The 24,852-nt window shown below is 60.8% G+C and carries 26 protein-coding genes and 1 tRNA gene; 16 read left to right on the forward strand and 11 right to left on the reverse strand.

All coding sequences use genetic code 11. The features are described 5' to 3' along the window. Positions 1-117: 117 nt before the first annotated feature. A complete protein-coding gene (locus WQQ_RS03115) occupies positions 118-3,132 on the reverse strand; it encodes a TonB-dependent receptor (protein WP_007183600.1) in 3,015 nt (1,004 codons plus the stop codon). A gap of 330 nt (positions 3,133-3,462) precedes the next feature. Here WQQ_RS03115 and WQQ_RS03120 point away from each other — a divergent pair, with 330 nt between their 5' ends. Next, on the forward strand, positions 3,463-3,726 hold the full coding sequence (locus WQQ_RS03120; protein WP_007183601.1) for a hypothetical protein: 264 nt from the start codon (positions 3,463-3,465) through the stop codon (positions 3,724-3,726). Positions 3,727-4,077: 351 nt separating this feature from the next. After that, a complete protein-coding gene (locus WQQ_RS03125) occupies positions 4,078-5,355 on the forward strand; it encodes a tyrosine-type recombinase/integrase (protein WP_007183603.1) in 1,278 nt (425 codons plus the stop codon). 9 nt (positions 5,356-5,364) lie between these two features. On the opposite strand, the gene WQQ_RS25180 is transcribed toward WQQ_RS03125, so the two are convergent. Continuing rightward, entirely contained in the window at positions 5,365-5,556 is a 192-nt protein-coding gene (locus WQQ_RS25180) for a helix-turn-helix transcriptional regulator (RefSeq protein WP_202800597.1), read from the reverse strand. An 825-nt stretch (positions 5,557-6,381) separates the two neighbouring features. Next, positions 6,382-7,502, reverse strand: a protein-coding gene (locus tag WQQ_RS03130) for an IS3 family transposase (protein WP_157534484.1) whose coding sequence is annotated in 2 segments (ribosomal slippage) — positions 6,382-7,244 and positions 7,244-7,502 — 1,122 coding nt in all. Because the reading frame shifts where the segments join, the coding sequence is not laid out codon by codon here. Here WQQ_RS03130 and WQQ_RS23530 point away from each other — a divergent pair. The 3 genes from WQQ_RS23530 (at position 7,471) to WQQ_RS03140 (ending at position 9,510) form a co-directional block, all read left to right on the forward strand. Further along, positions 7,471-8,262 carry an adenylosuccinate synthetase gene (locus tag WQQ_RS23530; RefSeq protein ID WP_083844506.1) on the forward strand — a complete coding sequence of 264 codons (792 nt, stop codon included), beginning with the start codon at positions 7,471-7,473 and terminating at the stop codon, positions 8,260-8,262. The genes WQQ_RS03130 and WQQ_RS23530 overlap by 32 nt on opposite strands. Positions 8,263-8,265: 3 nt before the next feature. Beyond that, the gene (locus WQQ_RS25380; RefSeq protein WP_083844392.1) at positions 8,266-8,919 is read left to right on the forward strand and encodes a DUF7002 family protein; all 654 of its coding nucleotides are present in this window, start codon (positions 8,266-8,268) and stop codon (positions 8,917-8,919) included. Between the two features lie 87 nt (positions 8,920-9,006). Continuing rightward, the gene (locus WQQ_RS03140; RefSeq protein WP_157534485.1) at positions 9,007-9,510 is read left to right on the forward strand and encodes a hypothetical protein; all 504 of its coding nucleotides are present in this window, start codon (positions 9,007-9,009) and stop codon (positions 9,508-9,510) included. A 39-nt stretch (positions 9,511-9,549) separates the two neighbouring features. Here the strand turns inward: WQQ_RS03140 and WQQ_RS03145 are convergent, their stop codons facing one another. Together WQQ_RS03145 and WQQ_RS03150 are read right to left on the reverse strand one after the other, a co-directional pair. After that, complete coding sequence (locus WQQ_RS03145) at positions 9,550-10,416, reverse strand: ImmA/IrrE family metallo-endopeptidase (RefSeq protein WP_040452905.1); 867 nt, start codon at positions 10,414-10,416, stop codon at positions 9,550-9,552. A gap of 5 nt (positions 10,417-10,421) precedes the next feature. Then, on the reverse strand, positions 10,422-10,742 hold the full coding sequence (locus WQQ_RS03150; RefSeq protein WP_040452907.1) for a helix-turn-helix domain-containing protein: 321 nt from the start codon (positions 10,740-10,742) through the stop codon (positions 10,422-10,424). Positions 10,743-10,884: 142 nt separating this feature from the next. Here WQQ_RS03150 and WQQ_RS03155 point away from each other — a divergent pair, with 142 nt between their 5' ends. The 3 genes from WQQ_RS03155 to WQQ_RS24170 all read left to right on the forward strand — a co-directional run bounded on the left by WQQ_RS03155 (position 10,885) and on the right by WQQ_RS24170 (position 12,606). Next, complete coding sequence (locus WQQ_RS03155; protein WP_040452909.1) at positions 10,885-11,112, forward strand: DUF2188 domain-containing protein; 228 nt, start codon at positions 10,885-10,887, stop codon at positions 11,110-11,112. A gap of 93 nt (positions 11,113-11,205) precedes the next feature. Continuing rightward, positions 11,206-11,928, forward strand: coding sequence for a toll/interleukin-1 receptor domain-containing protein (locus WQQ_RS03160; protein ID WP_040452911.1), 723 nt, complete (start codon positions 11,206-11,208; stop codon positions 11,926-11,928). A gap of 78 nt (positions 11,929-12,006) precedes the next feature. Continuing rightward, positions 12,007-12,606 carry a hypothetical protein gene (locus WQQ_RS24170; RefSeq protein WP_157534486.1) on the forward strand — a complete coding sequence of 200 codons (600 nt, stop codon included), beginning with the start codon at positions 12,007-12,009 and terminating at the stop codon, positions 12,604-12,606. 11 nt (positions 12,607-12,617) lie between these two features. Here WQQ_RS24170 and WQQ_RS03170 read toward each other — a convergent pair whose 3' ends face one another. From WQQ_RS03170 to WQQ_RS03190, 5 genes are read right to left on the reverse strand one after another with little or no spacing between them, the layout of a single operon-like run. Then, positions 12,618-12,947 carry a hypothetical protein gene (locus WQQ_RS03170; protein ID WP_192812943.1) on the reverse strand — a complete coding sequence of 110 codons (330 nt, stop codon included), beginning with the start codon at positions 12,945-12,947 and terminating at the stop codon, positions 12,618-12,620. Continuing rightward, the gene (locus tag WQQ_RS03175; protein WP_007183609.1) at positions 12,904-13,164 is read right to left on the reverse strand and encodes a hypothetical protein; all 261 of its coding nucleotides are present in this window, start codon (positions 13,162-13,164) and stop codon (positions 12,904-12,906) included. Before WQQ_RS03175 ends, WQQ_RS03170 begins: the two co-directional genes overlap by 44 nt. A gap of 36 nt (positions 13,165-13,200) precedes the next feature. Beyond that, entirely contained in the window at positions 13,201-13,419 is a 219-nt protein-coding gene (locus WQQ_RS03180; RefSeq protein ID WP_007183610.1) for a hypothetical protein, read from the reverse strand. A gap of 45 nt (positions 13,420-13,464) precedes the next feature. Next, positions 13,465-13,893, reverse strand: a complete 429-nt coding sequence (locus tag WQQ_RS03185; protein ID WP_157534487.1) for a hypothetical protein — start codon at positions 13,891-13,893, stop codon at positions 13,465-13,467. Between the two features lie 8 nt (positions 13,894-13,901). Beyond that, positions 13,902-14,732, reverse strand: coding sequence for a hypothetical protein (locus WQQ_RS03190; protein WP_157534488.1), 831 nt, complete (start codon positions 14,730-14,732; stop codon positions 13,902-13,904). Positions 14,733-15,397: 665 nt separating this feature from the next. Here WQQ_RS03190 and WQQ_RS03195 point away from each other — a divergent pair. The 8 genes from WQQ_RS03195 (at position 15,398) to WQQ_RS03230 (ending at position 23,759) form a co-directional block, all read left to right on the forward strand. Continuing rightward, entirely contained in the window at positions 15,398-15,619 is a 222-nt protein-coding gene (locus WQQ_RS03195) for a helix-turn-helix domain-containing protein (RefSeq protein WP_040452921.1), read from the forward strand. Positions 15,620-15,883: 264 nt separating this feature from the next. Then, entirely contained in the window at positions 15,884-17,731 is a 1,848-nt protein-coding gene (locus tag WQQ_RS03200) for a hypothetical protein (protein ID WP_007183613.1), read from the forward strand. 227 nt (positions 17,732-17,958) lie between these two features. After that, positions 17,959-18,867 carry an ROK family protein gene (locus WQQ_RS03205; protein ID WP_007183614.1) on the forward strand — a complete coding sequence of 303 codons (909 nt, stop codon included), beginning with the start codon at positions 17,959-17,961 and terminating at the stop codon, positions 18,865-18,867. Positions 18,868-18,977: 110 nt separating this feature from the next. Further along, positions 18,978-21,662 (forward strand): AsmA family protein, encoded by a 2,685-nt coding sequence (locus WQQ_RS03210; protein ID WP_083844393.1) that lies wholly within the window; start codon positions 18,978-18,980, stop codon positions 21,660-21,662. Further along, a complete protein-coding gene (locus WQQ_RS03215; RefSeq protein ID WP_007183616.1) occupies positions 21,643-22,221 on the forward strand; it encodes an SRPBCC family protein in 579 nt (192 codons plus the stop codon). The genes WQQ_RS03210 and WQQ_RS03215 overlap by 20 nt, the downstream gene beginning before the upstream one ends. After that, complete coding sequence (mutY, locus tag WQQ_RS03220; RefSeq protein WP_007183617.1) at positions 22,218-23,285, forward strand: A/G-specific adenine glycosylase; 1,068 nt, start codon at positions 22,218-22,220, stop codon at positions 23,283-23,285. Before WQQ_RS03215 ends, mutY begins: the two co-directional genes overlap by 4 nt. Next, on the forward strand, positions 23,286-23,582 hold the full coding sequence (locus WQQ_RS03225) for an oxidative damage protection protein (protein WP_007183618.1): 297 nt from the start codon (positions 23,286-23,288) through the stop codon (positions 23,580-23,582). A 101-nt stretch (positions 23,583-23,683) separates the two neighbouring features. Next, positions 23,684-23,759, forward strand: a tRNA-Phe gene (locus tag WQQ_RS03230). A 52-nt stretch (positions 23,760-23,811) separates the two neighbouring features. On the opposite strand, the gene WQQ_RS03235 is transcribed toward WQQ_RS03230, so the two are convergent. Next, positions 23,812-24,849 (reverse strand): AraC family transcriptional regulator, encoded by a 1,038-nt coding sequence (locus tag WQQ_RS03235; protein ID WP_007183619.1) that lies wholly within the window; start codon positions 24,847-24,849, stop codon positions 23,812-23,814. Positions 24,850-24,852 lie beyond the last annotated feature (3 nt).

Genomic DNA, 24,852 nt, shown 5'->3' on the forward strand with positions numbered 1-24,852 from the left:
TCGGATACGGAACACCGATGCTTCGGCATCGGTCGGCGCACCCTCGCAAGCGCCCCAGCCCGTACCACGGTTCTCAAAACTTCTTCCTAAAAAAGCGTTGCAGCCGAAATCGCGCGATCAGAACTTGTAGGTGTAGGAAACCTCGCCGTTGACGCCGATCTTCCAGCGCTCGATGGTCTGACCGTTCTGCTCGAAACGAATGTCGTCGTTGAGCAGGTTGCGCAGCTTCACGCCGATCTTCGACCGGTTGGCGAATTCCTTCTCATAGGTCAGGTTGAGGATCACACGGCCCATTTCGTAAATCGGGCCTACCGGCGTACGCCCAGCGACGTCGATGCGATCGTCGAAGTAGTTCACCGTCATCGTCACCGACTGCTGAGTCGGGAAGTGCTCGTAACCGACACGGCTGTTGAAGAGCACCGGTGACTGCCCTTGCAGATCGCGTGTGCTGCGGCCTTCGAGCTGAGCGCCTTCGGAGTCGAGCTTGATCTCGGATTCGATGTAGCTGATGTTCGCGCCGGTGGTGAGGTTGTGATCGGTACCGAACAGCCACGAAAGCTGTCCGTCGAGTTCGATACCGGAAACCGTGGCCGACTCGCTGTTGCGGAAGGTAAAGGCATTGGTTGCCGAGCCGGAGCCGCGCACGTAACCACGCTCGAGCGGATCGTCGATTTCCTTGTGGAACAGGGCCAGCGAAATGCTGTCCTGGCGGTTGATGTAGTACTCGACGCGAACGTCGTAGTTATCGATGTCGGACGGTTTGCAGGACACCAGGCCGCTGACGGTCTGGACCGTGCAACCGACGAACTGGCGACCACGATCATCGAAGAAGATCGAAGGCGCGAGTTCGGTGATGCTCGGGCGCGACACCGTGCGTGCATAGCCGGCGCGGAACTGCCAGTCGTCGCCGTAGCGATAGATGCCCGATACGCTCGGCAACAACTCGTTCGACGTCAACGAAGTCTCCGGCGTGTCGTTCGCGTTCGGGAAACGCAGCTTGGTCTTGAAATTGTCCTGACGCACACCGGCGACCAGCGTGAACTCCGGACCGAAGTCCGTCTGCGTCGTGAGGTATCCCGCGGTCGACCGCTGATCGGCTTCGTAGCTGTCGGTGGTGGTGGAATTGCCCACCAGCAGGAACGAACCGTTGGTGAAGTTTTCGGGCGTCAACAGCGCTTCGGGATCATCGTTGGTCGGGCCTCCGCGATAGCGGACACCGAGGCGTATCAGCTCGTTCTCGCGATCACGATCGTTGTAGAGCCCGCCGAACTTGATCGTCGTCTTCACGCTGTCGGTCAGTTGCAGCGGAATCAGATAGTCGAGCCCCAGATCGCGCCCATCCTCGTTCAAGTCCGAATACAGGCGCTCGAAGCTAGAAGCGACGAAGTTGTTGCCGATATACGAATAGCTGCGGCGATCGGGCATCTCGCTCGAGGTTCTCGATAAACCGGCGCGCAACGAAACCGTCTGGTCGTGGAACAGCGGGATGCTGCCCTGGAACTGCTGGCCGATGAACTGACGTTCACGGAACTCGAGCAGGGCGTTGCTGATAGCCAAGTCATCGTCGAGATCGGAGCCCGCTTCGACCGCCGTGGTGTCCTCGCTTTCGCGCAGCACCGTGGTCTTGCTGTAGGCCTTCCAGCCCGCGTTGGCCTCGATGCCGGCGACGAAATAGCCATCGACCGCGGTGCGAAAAATGTCGCGATCGTATTCGGTGGCCACCGGATCGATGATGGTGTGGCGTATCGCGTCCTGGCGCGACTCGACGCTGCGATCGTAAGCCAGCGTGCCGTAGGCGCCAATGCGGCCGATGCTGCGATCGAAGCTGTTGCCCAGCGCATAGGTCAGGCCGAAATCGGGAGCGGCCTCGCGCAGGTACGGGTTGTAGTTGTTGGACAGCTGAGCCGCGAGCGCCGCGGATTCCGCCACCGACAAGTTCGAGCGCAAACCATTGTTGGTTCCAGCTCTGACCGAGCCCGGCAGCTTGCGGGTGCCGTCGTCGTAGCCGAACCAGTCGCGATCACCGCCACTGTACGAGACCATCTTCTCGCCGGTGGTGCCGGTGCTGCCGCCGACATTGGCCGACAGCGTGTTGATGTATTCGTCGGGCAGGCCCTTGGTTCCGATCTTGATGATGCCGCCGGTGGTGTCGCCGGGCATGTCGGCGGTGAAGCTCTTCTGGATCTCGATGCCGGCCAGGATGTCGGCCGGGAACAGATCGAGTTCGACATCGCGACGATACGGATCGGTGCTCGACAGCAAATCGTCGTTGAGCGTGGTGGAGATGTAGCGCCCCGCCAGACCACGCACGACGGCAAAACGTCCGCCCTGGATCGACACGCCGACGACGCGCTTGAGCGAGGCGGCGACATCGCTGTCGCCTGCCTTGAGCAGTTCCTCGACGCTGATCGCGTCGGTCACCGCGACCGAATTGCGCTTGATGTCGATCGGCTTGGCGGAAGCCTTGTAACTGCCGACGACGACGATTTCCTCGACGCCCGCCGTGGATGCATCCGCCGCCACCGCCTGCGCAGCCATCAGCGTGATGTTGGCCGAAAGACCGACGCCTGAAACGATGCGAAGACCGGAGCTGCGAGCGGTGTCGTAGCCTTGCTTCTCGACGGCCAGATCGTAGCGACCACGCGGCACTTCGATCTGGAACGAGCCGTTCGAATCGGTCGTTCCGGTGATATCGGAAGGCTGCAGGCGCAAGGTCGCGCCGGCGATCGGGGCGTTGTCACCATCGAGAACATAGCCTTGCAGCACACCCGGAGCGCCCTGGCCCTGCTGCCCCGGATCGTACTTGTCGATCGAAGCCGCAGGCGGCTTTTCGAAATCGGTGAACGTGAGACTCAGGTCGGCGCTTTCGCCTTCGGCGAGCTCGAACTGGTATTCGGTAAGCGTGACCTTCTTTTCCTTCTCGATGATGCGCAAGGTGTGCGCACCTTTTTCGAGCTGGCCGACGACGGCGCCCTGCGCATCGGTCCTTCCGAAGGAGCGGCCGTCGAGTTCGACCTCGAGATCCTTGAGCGGATTGGTTCCGAGGAAGGTATTCAGGTACAGCTCGGCCGACCAGGCTTGAGGAGCACAAAGCAGCGAGGCTGCACCGACAATCTTGAAGAGCGATTTCATCTAGCGAGCAAAGACCGGGCTTGAGCGAACGCAGCTCGCCGTCCCGAGACGACAGGGAAGCGGTCGAGGCATGGTGTGCTGAAGAATCCTGACCCCGACGAATCTCTCGTCGGGGTCGGCACGATCGCGAGCAGCGAGGCACCGGGCTCTTCAGGCGCCGCAAGCCTAAAAGTCGCTTGTGACTGTTTCGTGACGAACTGAAATATTTCGGCAATTCGTTACAAACCGGACATCAAGTGCGATGACCCGATCGCACGCGCTCATTCTGTTTCACCCACCTCGAAAATCAGGCGTTTCCGCCGTGGAATCGGGCGTGAACCAGCAGCAAGCTTGCTTCGCGAAATCGGCGTTTCGCTCGACCGGGATGTCATCTCGAATCGATATTCGAGCGCTGCGGCCTGGGCCGGATTTACCGATGCCAAGTCCGCGATTTGCCCCAGTATCCGGGCACTCCAGGCTCAGGCGGCCCCCAGAAAACTTACGAATTTCGTCAGCTTCGGACCGGCATGCATTGCGCTCGGGGTTTGCCGGCGCAAGGCCTGGAGCCGGCTCGCGGGCTTGGATGAAATATTCTTTATGACGGTTTTGCGCTGACGGCGTGGCTGTATCCGGTCCGTCATGCCGCCTCGCCCAGGCCGGCATGCCCGATCCGCGGCACCGGCCGCGGATCGACGACAATCGGAGCATCGCCTCCGACCTCCATCGCAACTCCTGAGTCCAATCCATGCTCAAAATCGGAATCGACCTCGGCGGCACCAAGATCGAAGTATGTTTTTCTTGATCCGATGACACCCGCTTTGCGCACGTAACTTATTGTCGCGTAAAGATTATCCGGAAACGGTTGTCCGATACCGTCCGGTAACTTCCGACGCCAATGTGTAGCTAGACGTGTAGCTAGAGAGTCCTCTAGCTTCCGTAGCTACACATTCCCGGCGCAGGCATTGAATGGGTCAGCTGCGAGTTAAAGAGATCGAGGAATTCATCCGGAAAGGCGTGCCGGGCGCACGCTCGGACGGACAGGGTTTGACGCTCACCTTGTCGATGAAAGGAACCGCAACCTGGGTTCTCCGATATCGCTACGCGGGCAGGCCGCGCGAGGTCACGCTCGGCAGATATCCTGAACTCTCTTTGGCCGAGGTTCGCCTTGAATCGACGAAGCAACGCAAAGCGCTGCTCGAAGGCAAAGACCCGGCTCACGAGAAGAAGGTGGCGAGAACGGCGCTCGTCACGGGCCTCACCGTTTCACAACTGTTTGAAGACTTCCTGTCGCGACGCTCGAAGGAGTTGCGGCTGCGCACACTCGCGGCGCATCGGCAGCTTTTTGATAAGGACGTGGCTGGTGTCATCGGATCGCGCCTGGCCAGCGACGTAGGCCCGGAAGAAATCGTCGCGCTGATGCGCAAAGTTGCCAAGCGTTCCTACTCCGTAGCGAAGCGCCTGTGGGAAAACCTGTCCGTCCTCTTCAGTTACGGTGTTGCCATCGGCGCATGCAAGCGCAGCCCGATGGCTGACCTCCGGCCCCGCTCCGTGTTGGGTAAGGCGCCGCCGCGGAAGAAGAGGATCAAGCTGACCTTGATCGAGTTGATGACCGTATGCGCCGAACTGCCCAATCTGGGCGTGGTGAATCGTTTGGCGATCCTGATTCTGCTGGCGACCTGCGTCCGTAAAACCGAGCTGCTTCAAGCCAACTGGTCTGAGATCGATCTGAAGCGTGGGCGCTGGATCGTTCCGGAAGATCGCGAGGGGAACAAAGCAGCACGAGCCCACATAGTGCCCCTGGCGCCGCAGGTCGTTGACTGGTTCCGCGAGTTACAGTCGATCTCCGGCACCACTGGTCCAATCCTGCCACCTCAAGCGACCAGCTGGCGACGAACCTCGAATCACATGAGCCGATCGACGCTGAACGTCGCGCTGAACCGCCTGCCGGATTCGGTTCGCCGTTTTTCACCGCACGATCTGAGGTCAACCGCGCGGAGCTACCTCCGCGACCTGGGTACGCGCGACGATACGATCGCCCGGGCGCTCAACCACTCCCTGGGCGGCCTCGACGAGATTTACCAAGCCGGAGACCTGTTCGAAGAACGGCGAGCCGCTTTGACCAACTGGGCTCAACTCATCGACGACGCGCATCGGGGCAAGGCGCACGATTCATCCGTGCTCCCGCCCCTGCTTCGCGTTACGACTGCGCAGTCGCTACATCAGCACACAGTTACTCTGCAGTAGCGAAGGCCGTCAGGCTTTCGGACGCGAAGCCAGCCATGCGTACACCTCGGACGCGGGCCAGCCAACAGAGCGGGGACCGAGTTCACGCTGAGGTGGGAAGCGACCCGCTTTGATCCATTGGTAAAGGGTCGAATGGGCGATGCTGAGGATGAGACAGACGTCATTGGGACGCAGAACATGGTCGGGGCCGGGGGTAGTCACTGTGACTCTCCAAGAAGTGGATAGGCACAGGCACAGTGTTCAGCCCTGGAACCCCCTTTACCGCGTCGGTATTAAACCGATGCAACCCCCAAAATTCTGAAGCGAGTTCAGTTCGCCATTTCGCTTTTCGGACCGAATGCTCTGAATCAAACTATGGATATGTTTCGCTGAACTTTCTGTAACCACATGTTTATAAAAGATTTTTATGTGATATCAGAGCTAGGACCAGCCTGCTGGCGAAGCCCATTGAGAGCAAATACGCGGTTGAACAGAGTTCAGGGACGAATTTCGTTTTAGGCCTAGATGCGAGCGTCCTGGGCATTCTCAGCATTATGAGTGCCGCGCTCTAACTGTCTGAGCTACATCATTAAACCGCCGAGAAGCCCAAGTATTTAAACCCACGAAATAAATTAAGAATGCGAGCGCGGTCCGCGTCCGTATTCCAAAGCGGCAGAAGGTGGCAAAAGGCAGCTGTAGTCCCCCAAAGCGCCGAATTCGCTGACCCCAGAAACCCCCGGGAATTCAGCGCCGTGTTCACAATGCAAGGTCTGAGGTCGACTTAAAATGAAGTCGTTGCCACAAATGCACGCTGAACTCTGTTCAATCTCATATTGACGGCAGCTTGGCCGCAAGGTTGGGAGTCGTCCGCTATCAGCCCAAAGCTGACGATCAGTCGCCGGCTTTGCAATACTCCAGTTGACACCTGCCGAGGACCCCATTAGCCAAGAAATCTGTCAATCAATGAAGTCCGTTCTTCTGCGCCCCGGTTGCGCCCCTGAGTCGGTCGACGCGAAGCGCTGTGGTTCCCACGACGTCCCCCCGCGTTCAGTAGCAGGCGGTTTTGGAATCCGAGGTTAATGTAACGGCCTTTGCGGCCAACTGCTTTGCATAGCTGGCGGGCGTCAGTCCGCCGAGCGCTTTCTTCGGTCGCTCCTCGTTGTACTCACGGACCCAGGCGTTGATCACCGCCTGCGCGTGCGCGAGGCTGACGAACCAGTGCTCGTTGAGGCATTCATCGCGCAGGCGTCCGTTGAAAGATTCGACGTAGGCGTTCTGATTGGGCTTGCCCGGTTCGATCTGTCGCAGCGTGACGCCGTTTCGATGTGCCCAGGTCAGCATGGCCTTGCCGATCAGTTCGCGGCCGTTGTCCGAGCGGATCACCGACGGCTTGCCGCGACGCGCGCAAACTTCGTCGAGCATCCGCGTGAGCTGGTGGCCGCCGATGCTGTGCTGAGCCATCACGGCAACCGCTTCGTGCGTCGCGTCGTCGACGATGACCAGACACTTGAGCGCGCGACCCGATGCGATCCGGTCGAAGATGAAATCGATCGACCAGATCTCGTTCGCCGCGCTGGGACGGATCAGCGGCTGACGGTTCGCTGGCGGTACCTTCTTTCGGCGACGCCGGCGCACATGCAGTTTCTCCAGTGCGTACAGCCGATCCACGCGCTTGTGGTTCACCTGCAGGCCATCCTGCCGCAGCTTCAGGTAGATCATCTCCGCGCCGTAACGCCGATATTTCTGCGCCAGCGCCACGATCTTCCGCCGAAGATCGACGTTGCGGTCCGGCGCTGGCACGTAGCGCAGCGAACTGGCACTCATGCCGATCGCCGTCAGCGCACGTCGCTCTGTCAGTCCCAGCGATTTCATCTCCCACACCGCCTCGCGTCGAGCCGGTGCGGTCATCACTTTTTTCGCAGAACCTCACGGATCACCTCCGTTTCCAGAAGGCTCTCCGCCAGCATCTTCTTCAGTCGCGCGTTCTCGACTTCCAGCGCCTTCAGCCGTTTGGCATCCGACACGTCCATGCCGCCGAACTTGCTCCGCCACAGGTAGTAGCTGGCGTCCGAGAACCCGTGCCGCCGGCACAGCTCCTTGATCGGCACGCCGGCATCCGCTTCCTTCAGAAATCCGATGATCTGCTCTTCGCTGAACCGCTTCTTCACGTCCAATCTCCTTGATGTCAGGGATTGGATTCCAAACCGGGCCGCTACTCAACTACGGGGGGACGTCGAGGGAGTTGGAGCGGCCACGGGGCGAAAGCTACTTCATAGGTGGCCGAACAGTGATGTAAAACTCGCTGAGAATATTCCAGAGCTAAAGCACTACGTTGACGACACGATAGAATTTTTTGGGCAGTGCTTGTCGACCGGCAAGCGCATCATGCTAGAAGGAACACAAGGTACAAGTCTTAGCATTCATCATGGCCCTTGGCCTCATGTCACATCGCGTGTGACGACCGCGACGGGCTGTTTGGCCGAAGCAGGGCTCGCCGCCCGACACGTTCGTCGGGTGATCCTCGTGTGTCGCACGTACCCTATCCGAGTAGGAGACACGGATACAGGTAATACATCGGGCTACATGAGCAGGCCTATCGATCTCAAGGTCTTATCCGAGCGCTCGAACATTCCACTAGTGGAGCTAGAAAAGACCGAGCGCACATCAACCACCAATCGGCCAAGAAGGATTGCAGAATTCGACTGGGCACAGTTGCGACGGTCCCTACTTTTGAATGGCCCCACTGATATTGCTCTCACATTTGCTGACTATCTCGGCGTCAAAAATCGGCAAGCATACCGATACGAGCAACTTACTGAAGATACGCTCAAGTTCATTGAAGAGCTTGAGAAGGTCAGCGGAGTATCAGTCTCCCTAATATCTACCGATTTCAGCGATCGAAATGTGATTGATAGGCGCATGTGGTGACGTATGAATATCGATAAATTGATCGCGTTGCATCCACGCATCTATCACATGGCTGAGCGAGACAGTTGGCCCAGTATTCGTCAGCACGGACTACTCAGCAGTAATGAGGTGGCAAGGCTCTCCGGACTAACTGGGCCCGATCTCAGGAATCTTAGGTCGGGGCACCGTGCCGAAAAGCTCACTGTGGAGGTGCCGGGAATTGGCGCTATCGTGCTGCGCGATCAGAAGCCAATGGCCCCCGACCGAATTAGGCGCGCTCTAACAGACGGAACGCCGGCCGCTCGCTGGTATGAGCTAATCAATGACCGTGTCTTCTTCTGGGTAAGTGAGGCACGACTACTGAAGCTTTTAGGTGCAAGGGAGTACCGCGCGTTGGAGCATGATGTGCTTACACTGGACACCGCATCGCTGCTAGCAGGGCACGCTGAGAACGTCCGGCTCTGCCACATGAACTCAGGGAACACATTTCCAATACCGCATTTTCGCGATCTCAGCGCCTTTACGACGATTGCCGCTTATCCGACAACATCGACTGGCAGGCCACGAAAGCCCGTTGTAGAGCTGACTGTCCTAGGTTCTGTGGCAGACATCCAGCGTCATGTGATCGAGGTACGGCGGATGCGTGGCTCCACTGTTATTGGGCAGTTGCCCCGGTAGTCTATGAGCGGCAACTCACGAATTATCCTACTGTTAAGTGGCCCGCTAGCCGTCGGCAAAACTAGCGTGGCGGACGCGATAATTGATATGGGCGGCTTCAAGCGGCTCCGCTCGGGCGCTTTTTTGGCCCAGTATGCTGAGAGCAATGGGCTTCAGAACGATCGTGCCGGCTTGCAGCGGATTGGGGACGAACTCGACAGCAGCACAGACTACAAGTGGCTCATCGACCAGATCGCAGTACCTGCGTTCGAAGCAGAGTGCGGTCAGCGCAGGTGGCTAGTTGATGCAGTTCGCAAACCTCGTCAGGTTGAGCACTTCCGGTCCACATTCGCTGACGATCACGTTAGCCACGCACATCTCACCGCCCCCGAAATGCTTCTGCGCGAGCGCTACGAGGCACGCCTAACGTCCGGCGGGGAGTACGCAGGTAATACGCGATACGAGGCGGCAATTCAGCATCCCAATGAGACTGCTGCTCGCGGCCTGATCGATATCGCTGACACGGTCGTTGATGTGCATCACCTAACCGCTCGCGACATCGCCACACGAATACTGAAGACAGTGCTGGCCCCGCCCGCTTCTGGCACGTAAAAGTCCAGACCAAGCATTCTGAGCCCTCCACGCGCGCGATTATTCCGACCTGAAAACGAATTCCCGTGGCTTCCAGACTTCTGCATACCTAGGAAGTCGGAGCAACGTCAAAGTCGACTCGTAGAGTTCCGAATAAACCTTCATCTCAGTTATCGTCAATCCCTTTTCGGCATAGGGGAACCAGATGCCTGCAGCAAGCTCCCTAACCACGCGGTCGGCGCTAACCGCCATGTTTGCGGCAAGTGAGTCTTTGGGAAGTTCGATCGGTGACTGCTTCGTCTTAAAAAACGCGCCGCACTCAAATGCTCGCTTGCTTGACCATGCCCAGTTAACGAAGCCGTCTCTCGACATCAAAATCACGGCCTTCTCCTCTGTGCAACTCAGCCATCGGAGAATTGCTGCTTGAAGGGAGACACCGTAGCGATTAGCGCAGGCTCCAAGAACATTTAAATCGCACACGCAATTCGTGTTATCTCGGAAATCATCGAACGGCATTAGAAGATAGGAAGCGAAAAGGTCGGCCTGTCCCTCTAGGTTCTTCTCTTCCTCGCTCCAGTCCAGCATGTCGTCGGAGCTACACTCAAAGCTCTGTCTATGCTCCCGATGCAGGATGTAGTGTCCCAGCTCGTGCGCTTGAGTAAACCTTACTCTCCCGGTCGATCTGATCGCGTCGTTGTACAAAAGCATCCATTTGCGCCGCCCCTCATCTGGGAATAATGCGCCCTCGAACGAAGGAATCGACGCAGCTTTGACTTCGGAGATCGGATCGCTCCACTGAAAAATGCTTCCTGCATCCAGCGCAAGTGCTTTGACGTCGATAGGAAAGCGAGGTCGATTATGAGCCGCACTAAACGCCGCAGCGATCCTCACCAAGCGATTCGCCGCTTTCGGAGGCGTCCAGACCATGCTGACTAGGACTTCTTAAAGGTTTCAAGAATTCGCCTAAGCTGCTCCTTGCCCGTAGCGTCCAGCTGGCGATACCCGCGGAAAAAGGCCTCATCAAGGTGACGCTCTTCCGGGTCGCGTTTATCTTCCTCGAGGAAGTACGACATATCGACTGACAGGGCATCGGCTAAGGCCTGCAGTTTTTCTGCCGACGGCTTCTGCGATTCTCTGTTCTCAAGCTCCCAGAGGTAGCTCTTACTGAGCCCCGCTTTCTCTGCAAGCTTGTCGAGCGTCAGCCCCTGCTTTTTTCGTAAGTCTCTGATTTTCGTGCCGAGTCGCGAAGGCATGAGGTCTCTACATGTAAGGCGTTCGAAATCCCGAACATTGTATTTGACTTTTCCGAACATGCCACTAGAATTGCTGGAAGTTCGCTATTCCGAACATATCGTGCGGAGATGACGAACCAATCAATTCAAGAGGTAACAACTAATGTCTGGAAAGAATCAGTACATCGTTCCCGTAGATAGCGACCGGTGGGGTGTTCGTGGCGAGGGTAACTCCAGACTCACGGAGACCTTCAGGACGCAGCGCGAAGCAATCGAACGCGGGAGGGAGATTGCTCGCAATGAGGGCAGTGAACTCCGCATCCAAGGCGAGGACGGTAAGTTCCGTGAAGCTTGGAGTTACGGCAACGATCCATTCCCGCCCAAGGGCTAGTACGAAGGCCCCCCGGCTTTGCCGGGGGGTTATTCGCATTTGTGAGCGTTTCAGCCTACCTGAAGTACTACAACAGATTGGAAGGATTACGACATGGCCAGATGCACAGCACCGATAGAAGGTCATCGTTCGGCTAGCGCTGCGGCGGCCTGCCCTGCATGTCGTGGCCGCTATAGTCGTTCCAGCGGGTACAACAGCTATAGCAACTACAGCGGCTACGGGTCGTACTTCTCTCCGTCTTATTCCTCGCCAGGAAGCAGCGGGGGCGTCCGCAGCAGCAGCGGCGGGTCCGGCAGCAGCGGAAGGCCGAGATGGTCGCGAGTCGGCTCGTCCGTGGTGTACACGCTTGCCGAGGTGAGGGCACTCACGCCAATCCGCGACAACGTCGAAAAGCGAGCGTCCCTACCGGACCTTAGGGACGTATTTCTCTGCCATGCCTGGGACGACCGGGGCGGTCCGGCCAAGGAACTGCACGATCTGCTCGAATCACGCGGCGTCTCGGTCTGGTTCAGCGAAAAGGACATCATCCTCGGCTCGTCGCTGCTCCGTGAAATCGACAGAGGATTGGCAAAGTCTCGTGTCGGGATTGTGTTGGTTACCCCTGCGCTACTACGTCGCCTTCGGGGGGAAGGTATCGCCGACAAAGAGCTCTCAGCGCTCTTGGCGCGTGACTTGCTCGTTCCTATCGTGCACGGCACGACGTATGAAGACCTCCGCGAGGTCAGCCCACTGCTTGGCTCGCGCAGTGGTTTGAACACTGCAGAAGCATCGATGCCAGACGTTGCGGCGAAGCTCGCTGAGCTGCTCGCTCCCTAGCTCCACTGACGGCAGTCAAGACGCCACACATGGATTTGGCTTCCCCGAGCAACCCGTTCAGTAAGGAATGAACCACTAATGAAGGATCAGGAATTGAACGGACTCATCGTTCGAGCCTTGGGGGCTACTGCAGCAAATCAGTTTGATGCTTTCCGGCTGACGGATACTCGGCCGCTTGCGGCATCAGCACGCGAACTAATGGGAAACATCGAGCCCATGCCGGGAGCCTGTGCACTATTGAGCGCTACATGGGCGCTCTACTTGAGAGACCGATTCAACATACCTGCAGTAGTGGTCGCTGGAGATCTCAAGGTCGCTGGACAGTGGGTCTTTCGCGGTACTTCGGCACTGCCCCCGATGGGTAACACAGGGGCCATCATCAGAGGCAGCTGGAAAGGACATTGCTGGATCGAGATCGATAACCTCATTGGCGATCTGTCTCTGTTTCGAACCGCCTACTCCCGGCCACCCGAAAGCGTTCTGCGCCAGTTTGTTGAGTCGACTTTCGGACACGGGCGTGGGGCATTCCTTGCCCCGACCGACGAGGTGCCTCAGGGGTTGCGTTACCGCCGCCGTTTCGTGTTGACCTTGAGGCAAATGGAGGGCTTTTTGAACGGGCAGGAACACTTGATGAAGGCCAGCCGCAGCGACCTTGCTGGCGCCGCGGCCGACATCTGAGCGGAGTCAACTTAGGCAATCCGTAGAGGGAGCTTTGGACGACTTGCCTCGTAGTCGCGCACAATCTTCAATGCCCGTTGGTATCGGAATTCTGCCGATTCGTCGGCGAACGGGTCCCACGAGTGATCGGTGCTGCCGACTAGAAAGACGAAGTAGCCGTCCGCTCCCAGCGCATCCGTCGCCTGCCTCTTCTGGCACTCAATCAGCAGCCACTTGGCGTCAAGGTAAGCATTAACGTCACAGGACGCTTGAACTTCTCGAATCTCGCGGAACGCAGTCAGTTGCATGGGATCGCCCTCAAGTCGCCGAAGCTTCGAACGCATCAACAGCAGCGCGAGCATCGAAGAGCGAGGGTAGCAACTGGAGTCCGCCGGCCTTCTGATAGAGCAACACCACCATCAGTTGCAGATTCGACGACCAAGACCGCCAATCCGGCGGCACGAAGCCGGCCCAGTCCGGATCACCGGCGAAGAACTCCAAGGCGCGCTGCAATTCTTGTCGCGCACGCTCCTCGGGGCCACCGACGAAATCGGTCGGCCGCATCACTTCCGCCGCCATCAGCACTGCCGCGACCGGGCAGCCAAGAAATTCGGCTCAACGCTCAACAGTTTCTCTGCCCAACGACGAAATCTTGCGCTGGCCGTAGCGAAGCGAGTGCCAGTACGACTCGCTGATTCCGATTCTGCCGGCTACCGCGTTCACACCGATGTTTTCCTGCCGCGCTTTATCCAGCAGCATTCCCACCAGCCGCCAACCTTCAAGCGGCTTGTTGTCATCCAAAAGCTGAGCATCGTCGATTCGATTGGCGAGCACGGGTATCTCCTTAGTGAGTCAGCGCCATAGCGGAATCCGCAGCGCTCAAGGTTTCGATGGCGTCCGGCGCTTAGGCCGAGCGTCGATGGTGGACTCCGGCTTGGACCCCTCTTTCAGCAGGTAAACCCCAGCGCTGGCATCCGATCTGCCGTCCAGAAATCGAATCACCGACTGGCGCAGAACTTCGCCCGGAATCAATGTCGTGCCCGTCCGCGTTTCGACCCGAAGCTGCTGGACGCGAGAGATGCCTGCCTCCAGTGCCTCCTTGAGTTCGGCTGCGAACGACACCGGTAACGGCTTTGAGACGACCTCGCCGTATGGCGTCGCGACAACGACGGTGACGTCCGGAGAAGACAGCCCGTCAGCACTGGTCGCGTCCATCGCTTCCGCCGCGGTCGCGCTGCTCTGCGCAAGCGAATGCGACAGTTGCCCAAGGCGAGCATCACCGGTCTTAGCTTTGCGGTTCCTGGTCACCGTCGCCTCTACATTCCACACTGAGGCTTGACCAGCGCCATGTACGTCAGCGGCGTCAGGAATGGTGTCACTGCCACGCCCTTCATGATCGAGTCCACCTCTGTGCGCCTGGAGTACAGGTCCGCCAGACTGTTGATGTGGTTGTCGATCGTTTGCTGCACGGTGGTCTGCGGCAATGCCACCACGTAGTCCTTATCCCAGCGCCGAACCAGTGTCTGCACTTTGGTGGGGTCGATGACCGGATTCGTAACGCCCACGCTTGCGCAGTACCGGGTGACTTCCTGGGCGCGCTGCACATCCTGAGCTTTCCCGGCTTGAGCCCGACGCGCCGCTTCCTGCTGATACTGGACCTCCGCATCGGCGGCCGAAATGGGAGTGCCGTAAGCACTCGCGACGGATACACACGCGCTGGTCGCTTCCGAGGTCCAGCCAGCGCGGTTCCTGCTGGTCGCCATCCAAGCGCAGGCGCGTGTATCACCCTTCTCGGCGGCCCGCACGAGTTCTTGGGTCACGTCATTCTCAAGACTCGCCAGCTCGATGCCCGAAAGCTGAAGAGCGGGGAAGCGATGAGCGGAGAACAACTTCATGAAACCCGCATCCGACATCCCACTGGCCTTGGCTTTGCCGTACCAGTCCGTCCCCGGCTGCCGGACCTGATCTCCGAACGTCATTCCGTACAACTGCGCCGCCATCGCCACACCATCAGTTCGGGCAATCACCCCATAGAGCGGACGGATCACCTCTTTGAATACGGAGTTGCCCTGCACCCTGGGTCCGGGAATCTTGCTGGCCGCCACATAGGCGTCCGCCATGTAGGCGATCCGTTGCTCGGTGGTCATGGCATGGACGGCGTTGCCATCGAGCTGGGTGAAGCCCGCCCACCCCACAGTGCAAGAGCCGCACAGGACGAGGGCGCATACCGCCCTCAACCACGCCGTCCGCAAATCGAGTATCGACATCCGCGCCCCCTGCCGTATCCGGGAAGAACTGCTAACTTATTTGGTATCTATATACCATTAATGGCTACCATAGTAGCCATGTGCCCAGAAAACAAGTGCCCATCTCTCCGGACGACTACGGAACTGCTCGCATCCGCGTCTGGACGCCGGAAGGGCGCAGCACGGTCTCGATCGATGGGGATTTGTGGGCGTACTTCTGTCGCTTGGTCGGTGGAGAACAGGCGGCTCGTGAATGGGTCACGGCACATTCGAAGGGCGCTGTCCCGGCAGGTGTAACGCGTTCGAAGGCGATCTCTCGCCAGATGCTGCGGGAGATTGTTCGGCCATCGCTGCTCGGGGACTAAACAACCGGCAGAGCGAGGCCCCATTTTGCCGGCCTCAAAGTTGGGCATAGCAGCTCCCTCTCCCATTCCCCAACACTCGATAGAGCCCCCGGCCTTGAATGCGTCTGCTCGTGGGGAACCGTCCAACGCGGCGATGATACTTAAAAGTAGTCTACCTATAACTCTGTAGAGCTAAAAGAGTTCTGCGCCTAGGTTCCGTCCATGGAATCCAAAGCGGCGAAAAGGTTGGGGGAAGTTCTAAGGCAACGACGGGCGGCCCTCGCCGTCAGTCAGGAGGCGTTCGCCGACCAGATTCAAATGCACCGCACCTACTACAGCGCGATCGAGCGCGGCGAGAAGAATCTTCAGCTCGACACATTGCAGCGAGTCTGCGCCGGACTGGGCGTACCGCTGTGGGTCGTCTGCAAAGAGGCCGACCTTTGAGTAAAGCCTATGGGGCTGAGGGCCCGATCCACTAAGCGCATCGTCTTGAAACCACCGGGCGGTCGCACCGTCCCGGGGTTGAAATCGGCAGGTCATTCACTAGAATCGCGCCCCTTTTTGTGCCGACCGGACCCCATCTGAGCTGGGGTTCGAAATGGGGGAACGATCAAAGCGGGAGCCGAGAGTCAAGAGAGACGCAAGCGTGGGCGGAAGCCACGCGCTATCGAGAACCATCCCCAGCCTCTGTGGAGCGACTGGGTCGATATGCCGAATCTCTCTGATGCCCTGCAGCATCACATGGAGCGTCATGGTGATACCGACCATCATCTGGAGCGTGTGTTTGCTGCTCAGCGCCTGAGCATCAACAAGTCCACGATCCGGATGTGGCGAACCGGCGCAAAGTGCCCAAGCGACGCTCTCAGCTTTCGTGTTCTGAAGCAGCTCGAAGATCGCTATCGGCTTGCCGATGGCTACTTCCGAAAGAAAGTCCCGAATTCAGGGCGAGCGAACGGAAATCTGCGACTGGCCGGCATCTCGTCGGCCGAAAGGCGCCGACTCGCATGGCATCTGCCCGAGGATTTCGATCGGCTCCCCCGTACTCGCCGTGAAGAGATTCTGGATTGGGTACGAACCGTCATCATTTCGGGATCGACCGAGTATCGACGGTACCAAGCTGCAGCGATGCGACATCGCTATGCGATCAAATTCGACCTGTCCAAGCCCAAGAAGCCGGACCTTGGGGGCGTGGGAGCCGTCGCCATCGCCGATGAAGATGGATGCGACGACGAAGTCGTGAATCGCGTGACCGAGGCCCCTGCCCAGTTGAATCGAGAAATCGCCGAACTGGTGGAGTTCAAGACCGCCACGCTGACCAGACTCGGCATGCAGCGATCGGGCGTGTGGGGAAGCGAGACTGTCCAGCAGAAGATCGAGCACCTGGGCCTCATGATGGGAGGTTTGGTCGCATCGCCTCGCAGCGCAGTCGCCGGCCTCGGCGTTGAACGAGAAAAGCTGACCATGGCGCTCTTGGCCTTGCCGTCAGTCTGGGACTGGTACTTGCGTTGGCGCGAAGCGAAGCGGGGCTTCTACACGCTTTGGGAAATCGACATGCTGATGCTGGCGGGTGCGCTGACGCGTCGCGAAACCGGCTGGCTCCGACAATCCCCGCACCTGGCGTCTCGGCTCAGGCCAATTGATGGACTCGTATCGCACGAGGACATCGAGGTCGCCCGGGAGGACTGGGATGCTGCATGTGACAGGGCTCAGACACATGCGCTGCGCAGGTCGAAGGAGATCGAGCGCGTCGCGCGCGTCCATAGGGACCCGTTCGAGCCAGTGCTGGCCGTTCTGGAATCGGACAGCCCACTCGGCACGTACCGGCAAATTGCCGATGAGATTCTTGCCCGGCAGCCTGACGAGAGACGCTATCCAGTTCCCGCGGCCGAATCCTGCCGAGCATTCCTTATGCTTCGGTTCGGCATGCATTTAGGTTTGCGACAGAAGAATCTCCGGCAACTCTTGCTCTGTCCGCGTGGGCAGGCGGCTTCGTCGGAACGCAAGCTGGAGTTACTGAGGCGAGGTGAAATTCGCTGGTCTGAACGAGACGGAGGCTGGGAAGTGCTTGTCCCGGCAGTTGCGTTCAAGAATGCGGATTCGTCGTACTTCGGCAAGCAACCCTACCGCCTGATACTTCCCGACATCGGCGAGCTCTACAAGCAGATCGACGCTTACACAGCGAACCACCGCCGGAAGCTGCTTGGAGATGTTCTCGATCCGGGGACGTTTTTTGTCAAAACGACCAAACGCTCCAGCCGAGAGGCGGAGTACGACCAGAACACGTTCTACGAAGCCTGGCGGCTCGCGATTCAGCGTTACGGGATATTCAATCCATACACCGGGCGCGGTGCGATCAAGGGCCTGCTCCCGCACGGGCCGCACAATGTCCGCGATGTGCTTGCAACCCATATCCTCAAGAAGACGGGTTCGTACGAGCAGGCGAGCTATGCCATCCAAGACACCCCGGAAACAGTCGCGAAGCACTACGGGCGCTTTCTTCCGCAAGACAAGGCGGCGTTGGCTGCGCGGGTACTGAATCAGGTTTGGAGTGGCTGAGCTGAGTCTCGAACCTGCGACCCCGCTAGCTATCTGAAAACGTCTTCCTCGGCCGGGTCACACGGTGTCGGTGCCAACTGCTTTCGGCCCGCGCCTTCTCAGCGCACGATGCGCGTAACGGCACTGAATCTCGGTGCCGCTCGTCGGCTGGATCAGGAATTTTCTGATGTGTAGCTACGCGTGTAGCCAGAGCAATTCCACCTTCTAATTTATTAATTAAAATCATCATGTTAAGGATAGGAATCGACCTCGGCGGCACCAAGATCGAAGGTGTCGTCATGGACGCCACCCACAGCATCCTCGCGCGTCGGCGCGTACCGACTCCGCAGGGCGATTATTCGGCCACGCTCGCGGCGGTGGCGGATCTGGTGACGACGCTCGAGCGCGAAGTCGGCCATGCACGGCTACGCGTCGGCATCGGCCATCCGGGTTCGCTGTCTCCGTTCTCGGGCCTGCTACGCAATTCCAACAGCACCTGCCTCAACGGCAAGCCGCTCAAGAACGATTTCGAGCACCTGCTCGGCCGTGAAGTGCGCATGGCCAACGACGCGAACTGCCTCGCGCTCTCCGAAGCCATCGACGGAGCGGCGGCCGGCGCGGCCAGCGTGTTCGCGGTGATTCTCGGCACCGGCGTCGGCGGCGGGCTGGTGTTCAACGGAGCGCTGGTTTCGGGCGCCAACGGCATCGCCGGCGAATGGGGCCACAACCGCCTGCCCTGGCCGCGCGTGGAATGGGACGAGGCGCCCGGCCCGGCCTGCTGGTGCGGCCAGCATGGCTGCATCGAAACCTGGCTCGCGGGACCCAGCCTGGCGGCCGATCACGAGCGCCTGCACGGCCAGGCGCTCGGTACCGAGGCCATCGTCGACGCCGCCGCCCGAGGCGATGCGGCAGCCGAGGCCACGCTGGAGCGCTACGACGATCGCCTGGCCCGGGCGCTCGCCCATGTCATCAACCTGTTCGATCCGGAAGTGATCGTGCTCGGCGGCGGCGTCTCGCGCATCGACCGGCTTTACGAGCGCGCGCCGACGCTGTGGAGCGGCTGGGTGTTCTCGGACGAGGTGCGCACGCGGCTCGCCCCGGCCTTGCACGGCGATTCCAGCGGCGTGCGCGGGGCGGCCTGGCTCTGGCCGGACTGAACGGCCGGCGGCGCGCCGCGCGTGAATGCCATCTGAATCGATGGCCGGCGTTGCGCCGCGCTTGGTTACACTCGCGACCTGACCCTCCGACCACCGACCAGGCGACGTCCATGGCCCGACCGTTCAAACTCCTCATGATCCTCGTCGGGCTGGTATTGCTCGTCGCGATCGGCGCGGTGATCGCAGTGATCGCCACCTTCGATCCGAACGACTACCGCAGCCAGATCGCGGGCATCGTCAAGGACAAGACCGGGCGCGAGCTGCAGATCGGAGACATCGGCCTGTCGGTGTTCCCGTGGATCAAGGTGGATCTGTCGGCCGTCTCGTTGAGCAACGCGCCGGGCTTCGGCGAGCAGCCGTTCGCCGAAGTCGGCAAGGCCAAGGTCGGCGTCGAGCTGATGCCGCTGCTGCGGCAGCGCAAGATCGTCGTCGACGGCCTGCAGCTCGACGGCCTGGTGCTCAACCTCGCCCGCAACGCCGAGGGCAAGACCAACTGGGAAGACCTCGTCAAAAAGGAAGACAAGCCCGACGAGCCCGAGACGCCCGAGGACGAATCCAAGTTCAAGCTCGAGGACATCGACATCGGCGGCATCGAGATCACCAAGGCGGCGATCCGCTACCAGGACGACCAGGCCAAGCAGGCCTACCAGATCAGCGATTTCAACCTGAAGACCGGCGCGCTCAAGCCCGGCAAGGCCTTCGACATCGAAACCTCGGTCAAGGCCGCGCTCGAAGCGCAGAAACTCAACGTGGAGCTCAAGCTCAGCACGCACGTCGACCCGGACCTCGATACGCAGGACATCGAACTGAGCAAGCTCAAGCTCGAGGCCAAGCTCAGCGGTGCGCAGCAGGGCGAAGCCAAGTTCGAAGGCGACATCAAGGGCAATCTGAAGACCCAGGCTTTCGAGCTGCCGAAGCTCACGCTCGACGTGAAGGGCAAGAGCGGCGACATCGAAGCCGAAGCCACGCTCAAGGGCAGCATCAAGGGCGACATGATCTCGCAGCAGATCGACGTCTCCGGCCTCGACCTCGACGCCAAGGGCAAGCAGGGCCCGATGAACAATGGCCAGGCCAAGCTCAAGGGCGCGATCAAGGCCAATCTGCAGACGCAGGTGTTCGACCTCACCGGGCTCGATGTCGACGCCAAGGGCAAGTACGGCGAATACGACATCGCCGCGCTGCTCAAGACCGCGGCGCATGCGGAGCTCGCCTCCAAGCTGTTCACCGCCAAGGGCCTGACACTCAACGCGACGGTCGGCGGCAAGGCGGTTCCGGGCGGTACGCAGAAGGTGGATTTGACCGTCGGCGACGTGAAGCTCGATCAGGCCAAGGGCAGCGGACAGGTCAGCAGCGTGCTGCTGAAAGCGGCGGGGCTCGAAGCTTCAACCAGCCTCGCGGTCTCTGCGCTCGACACCGACACGCCGCGCTTCTCTGGCCCGCTGGAGGTGAAGCCGTTCAATGCGCGCGAGCTGATCGCCAAGTTCTCGGCCGAACCGCTCAAGACCGCCGACGCCAAGGCGCTCACGTCGGTGAGCCTGAGCAGCCGGATCGACGGCAGCACCAAGAGCCTCAAGCTCGACGATCTGCTGCTCAAGCTCGATCAGAGCACCGTCAGCGGCTCGCTCAACCTGCGTGATTTCGCGAGCATGGCGCTGGGCTTCGCGCTCAAGATCGATTCGATCGACGCCGATCGCTATCTGCCGCCGGTCGAACCGCCGCCGGCCAACCAGCCGGCCAAACCCTACAACGCCGCCGAACTCAACAAGACCGAAATTCCGCTCGACGCGCTCAACGATCTCGATGTCGACGGCACGCTGAGTATCGGCAAGCTCAAGATCAAGGGCACCAACCTGAGCGATGTGAGGCTCGACATCGCCGGCCCAAAAGGCGCAGCGAAGCAGGCGAGCCTGGCCGGTAAGCTCTATGGCGGCTCGTTCACTGCGAACACGCGCATCGCGCCGGGCCCGCACCCGAGCTATGCGATCAAGACCAGCCTGCAATCGCTCTCGCTCGGCCCGGCGCTCAAGGATTTCATGGGCGACGACAAGGTCACCGGCGTCGGCACCGTGAACCTCGACATCACCACCGCGGGCAAGACCGTCGGCGACGTGCGCAAGGCGCTCAACGGCGATGTCTCGCTGAACTTCAAGAATGGCGCGGTGAAGGGCTTCAACCTCGGCGAGATGCTGCGCAAGGGCAAGGCGATGCTCGCGGGCCAGCAGTACGTGGCGCCGGCCGAGCCGGTCGAAACCGATTTCGCGGTGATCGACTTCAGCGGCAAGATCGTCAACGGCGTGCTCAAGTCCGATTCGCTCGATGCGCGCAACCCGCTGCTGCGCGTCGGTGGCTCGGGCGAGATCGACCTCGTCAACGAAACCTTCAACTACACGGCCAAGCCGACCATCGTCGAAAGCAGCAAGGGCCAGGGCGGACGCGGGCTCGAGGATCTCGGCGGGCTGACCGTTCCGATCAAGCTCACGGGCACTTTTTCCGCGCCCAAGTACAAGATCGACTTCAAGGACATGGCCAAGGAACGCGCCAAAGCCGAGGTCAAGCAGCAGCTCGACGTGCGCAAGGAAGAGCTGCAGCAGAAGCTCAACGACAAGTACGGCGACAAGCTCAACCAGAAGCTCGGCCCCGAACTCGCGCCCGCGCTCGAAGGCCTGTTCGGCAAGAAGAAAAAGAAGGATGCGCAGCCGCCGGCGCAGGAACAACCGCAACAGCAGCCGAGCGCTCCGGCCGAGCAGAAGCCGGCCGAGCAGAAGAAGGAAGAGAGTGCGCCGTCCAATCCGTAATTTCCTGGCCACACTCGTCGGCCTGCTGCCGCTGACGGCGCAGGCCGTGAGCATCGAATCGCTGACCATCACCAAGACCGACGATCGCTATCGCGTCACGCTGCAGGCGCGACTCGATGCGAGCGCCGATCGCGCCTTCGCCGTGCTCACGCGCTACGAAGCGCTGCCCGACATCAGCAGGGCCGTGAAGCTCGTGCGCCTCGAGCCCGATGCGCCGGCCGACATGCAGCGCGTGTACACGCGCATGCGCGCCTGCTTCTCGTTCTTCTGCCGCACGCTCGATCAGGTGCAGGACATGCGCAGCAGCGCATCGCCCAACGGCGGCAGCTTGTCGGCGACGGTGCTGCCCGACAAAAGCGATCTGCGTTACGGCCAGGCCGACTGGACCGTCGATCGTTGCGCCACCGCCAACGAAACCTGCCTGAGCTTCGTCGCCGTCGTCGAGCCCAAATTCTGGATTCCACCCGTCATCGGCCCGTGGGCGATGGAGCGCAAGCTGCGCCAGGAAGCACTGGAAACCACGCAAGGCATCGAGCGCCTCGCCAAAGCCGCGCCATGAGCATCCCGTTCGCCGACCGCCTGCTGCGCTGGTTCGACCAGCACGGCCGCAAGGACCTGCCCTGGCAGCACCCGCGCGAGCCGTATCGCGTCTGGCTGTCCGAGATCATGCTGCAGCAGACCCAGGTCGCGACGGTGATCCCGTACTTCCATCGCTTCCTCGAACGCTTTCCGACCGTGCGCTCGCTCGCCGAAGCGCCGGTCGACGACGTGCTGCAGCGCTGGGCGGGCCTGGGCTACTACGCACGCGCGCGCAACCTGCATCGCTGCGCGCAAACCGTGATGCAGCAGCACGGCGGGCAATGGCCGCGCGACATCGACGCGATGGTCGCTCTGCCCGGCATCGGCCGCTCGACCGCGGCGGCGATCCTGTCGCAGGCCTTCGGCGATCGTCACGCGATCCTCGACGGCAACGTCAAGCGCGTGCTCGCGCGTCACGCCGGCATCGCCGGCTACCCGGGTCTGCCGGCCGTGCAACAGAAGCTCTGGCGCGTTTCCGAATCGCATCTGCCGCAGGCTCGGCTCGCCGACTACACGCAGGCGATCATGGATCTGGGCGCCGCGATCTGCACCTCGCGCAAGCCGCTATGCGGCAGCTGCCCGGTTTCCGAAGACTGCGTCGCCCGCCGCGAAAACCGCATCGCCGAACTGCCCGGCCCCAAGCCGCGCAAGGTCCGGCCCCAGCGCGCGTCCTGGCTGCTGCTGATCGAGAACGAACGCGGCGACCTGCTGCTCGAGCGCCGCCCGCCCAGCGGCATCTGGGGCAGCCTCTGGTGCCCGCCGGTAGTCGAGCTCGCCGACGACTGGCGTTCGGCGCTACAGGAGCGCTACGGCCTGCAGGTCGGCCAGCCCGAGACGCTCGCCGCGGTGCATCACGCGTTCACGCATTACGACCTCGAGCTGCGCCCGCTGCGCGTCCGCCTGGCCAAGGGCGCCCGAATCGCGGACGCTTCGGTCGCCTGGACTACAATGCGCGACCCTGACGCCCTGCCCGGCTTGCCCGCACCCGTGCGCAAGCTCGTCGAAGCGGCGTATTTTTCGACACCCGATCTGCTGAGCCTCTAGATGCCCAGAACCGTTCACTGCGTGAAGATCGGCGCCGAGGCCGAAGGCCTCGACCGCCTCCCCTACCCCGGAGCGCTCGGCCAGCGCATTTACGACAACGTCTCCAAGGCCGCCTGGCAGCAGTGGCTGCAACACCAGACGCGCCTGATCAACGAGTACCGCCTGCAACTCGCGGACGCCGAAGCGCGCAAGTTCCTCGCCAAGGAAATGGAGAAGTACTTCTTCGGCGGCGGCGAGCTCGCGCAGACGTCCTACGTTCCGCCCCCGGGCGGCGACGGAAGCGGAAAAACTTCTTGACGCACAGCAGCTTCGCCGCTTTAATACGCGGCCTCGCGCAGCCTCAACGGCTGACAAACGCGAGATTCCTGTCCCGCTCATAGCGCGCAGCATGCACTAGGGGCCGAATAGCTCAGTTGGTAGAGCAGGGGATTGAAAATCCCCGTGTCGGCGGTTCGATTCCGTCTTCGGCCACCATTTCCCGCTGTCAGTTCTTGTGCGCCTCGCATGGCGCTTTCGCTTCACGCTCTCATCCCCGGCTTGCCTGATCCCGCTGCTCTCGTGCTCGCCACGATGTCGGAGAGCTACCGGTCCAGCGGCGGAACGCCCGCGTGAAACTGCTGCTGGACGAAAAGCCGACGCGGTACGTGACCTTGGAGATGTTGCCGCCGGATTCGCGCAGGTGATGCAGCGCGAGTTCCCGCCGCGTCGCATCGAGCAGTTCCTTGTAGCCCGTGCCGTCGCCGGCCAGACGACGCTGCAGGGTTCGCACGCACATGTTGAGCATCCGCGCGACATCCTTCTGCGTCGGTTCGCCGTGCTCGAGCCGCTGGGTCAGCACCGCGCGCACGCGCTCCCGAATGCAGCCTCGTCCCACGCTCAACAGCATTTTCTGGACGATGGCGTCGGTGAGCCTCGCGAGTTCGGGATTGCCGCCGTCGAGTCTCTGTTCCAGGCTCCGCCGATCGAACACGATGCGGTCCTGTGCTCGCCCGTAGGACAGCGGCGTCCGCAGTATCCGCTCGTAACCCACGCGGCCTTCGGGCACGGGCCTGCGCAACTCGATGCGCAGCGGTGAAAACTCTCGGCCCAGATGCGAGCGGCAGAACCGCACGTAGAGCGCCACCATCATGTCGATCGATTCGTGGGCGAGATCCAGGCCGTCATGCCTGCGAATGACGAAGTGATATTCACCGCCTTGGGCGAGCATTTCGCACTCGACCGCGTCACTGACCACCGCGCCGTATCGCGCGATGCGTTCGAAGGCTTCCCTGAGCGTGCGGCTGGCACCGACCGCAAAGCCGAGCGCATGGCTCGATGTCAGGGTGATGTGGCTCGCGGCGCGCAAGCCCAGCAACGGATCGCGGGTAGTCTCCACTGCCCGCTTCCAGAATCGATCCACGTTTGCGATGGGCAAGCGCAGGTTGGGCTCGTCGAGGTCCTGCACCGACAAGTCCGCGCTTCGCAGCAAAGGCTCGCTATCGAAGCCGGCTGCGTCGAGACAGCGCTGCAGCGCCTTGACCCAGCTGCCGAGCGTGCTGGCCTGCGCAGCGGCGATCCCGTTCATGGC

The sequence above is a fragment of the Hydrocarboniphaga effusa AP103 genome, assembly GCF_000271305.1.
Classification (GTDB): Bacteria; Pseudomonadota; Gammaproteobacteria; order Nevskiales; family Nevskiaceae; genus Hydrocarboniphaga; species Hydrocarboniphaga effusa.

Coding starts and splice junctions, on each gene's coding strand:
- WQQ_RS03190 (WP_157534488.1), bottom strand. CDS start 14,732: ATGACCACCGAGCAACGGATCGCCTACATGGCGGACGCCTATGTGGCG.
- WQQ_RS03195 (WP_040452921.1), top strand. CDS start 15,398: ATGGAATCCAAAGCGGCGAAAAGGTTGGGGGAAGTTCTAAGGCAACGA.
- WQQ_RS03200 (WP_007183613.1), top strand. CDS start 15,884: ATGCCGAATCTCTCTGATGCCCTGCAGCATCACATGGAGCGTCATGGT.
- WQQ_RS03170 (WP_192812943.1), bottom strand. CDS start 12,947: ATGCTCGCGCTGCTGTTGATGCGTTCGAAGCTTCGGCGACTTGAGGGC.
- WQQ_RS03145 (WP_040452905.1), bottom strand. CDS start 10,416: ATGGTCTGGACGCCTCCGAAAGCGGCGAATCGCTTGGTGAGGATCGCT.
- WQQ_RS03175 (WP_007183609.1), bottom strand. CDS start 13,164: ATGGCGGCGGAAGTGATGCGGCCGACCGATTTCGTCGGTGGCCCCGAG.
- WQQ_RS03205 (WP_007183614.1), top strand. CDS start 17,959: ATGTTAAGGATAGGAATCGACCTCGGCGGCACCAAGATCGAAGGTGTC.
- WQQ_RS03155 (WP_040452909.1), top strand. CDS start 10,885: ATGTCTGGAAAGAATCAGTACATCGTTCCCGTAGATAGCGACCGGTGG.
- WQQ_RS03210 (WP_083844393.1), top strand. CDS start 18,978: ATGGCCCGACCGTTCAAACTCCTCATGATCCTCGTCGGGCTGGTATTG.
- WQQ_RS03140 (WP_157534485.1), top strand. CDS start 9,007: ATGGGCGGCTTCAAGCGGCTCCGCTCGGGCGCTTTTTTGGCCCAGTAT.
- mutY (WP_007183617.1), top strand. CDS start 22,218: ATGAGCATCCCGTTCGCCGACCGCCTGCTGCGCTGGTTCGACCAGCAC.
- WQQ_RS24170 (WP_157534486.1), top strand. CDS start 12,007: ATGAAGGATCAGGAATTGAACGGACTCATCGTTCGAGCCTTGGGGGCT.
- WQQ_RS03160 (WP_040452911.1), top strand. CDS start 11,206: ATGGCCAGATGCACAGCACCGATAGAAGGTCATCGTTCGGCTAGCGCT.
- WQQ_RS03225 (WP_007183618.1), top strand. CDS start 23,286: ATGCCCAGAACCGTTCACTGCGTGAAGATCGGCGCCGAGGCCGAAGGC.
- WQQ_RS23530 (WP_083844506.1), top strand. CDS start 7,471: ATGATCTGCTCTTCGCTGAACCGCTTCTTCACGTCCAATCTCCTTGAT.
- WQQ_RS03235 (WP_007183619.1), bottom strand. CDS start 24,849: ATGAACGGGATCGCCGCTGCGCAGGCCAGCACGCTCGGCAGCTGGGTC.
- WQQ_RS03125 (WP_007183603.1), top strand. CDS start 4,078: ATGGGTCAGCTGCGAGTTAAAGAGATCGAGGAATTCATCCGGAAAGGC.
- WQQ_RS25380 (WP_083844392.1), top strand. CDS start 8,266: ATGAATATCGATAAATTGATCGCGTTGCATCCACGCATCTATCACATG.
- WQQ_RS03115 (WP_007183600.1), bottom strand. CDS start 3,132: ATGAAATCGCTCTTCAAGATTGTCGGTGCAGCCTCGCTGCTTTGTGCT.
- WQQ_RS03150 (WP_040452907.1), bottom strand. CDS start 10,742: ATGCCTTCGCGACTCGGCACGAAAATCAGAGACTTACGAAAAAAGCAG.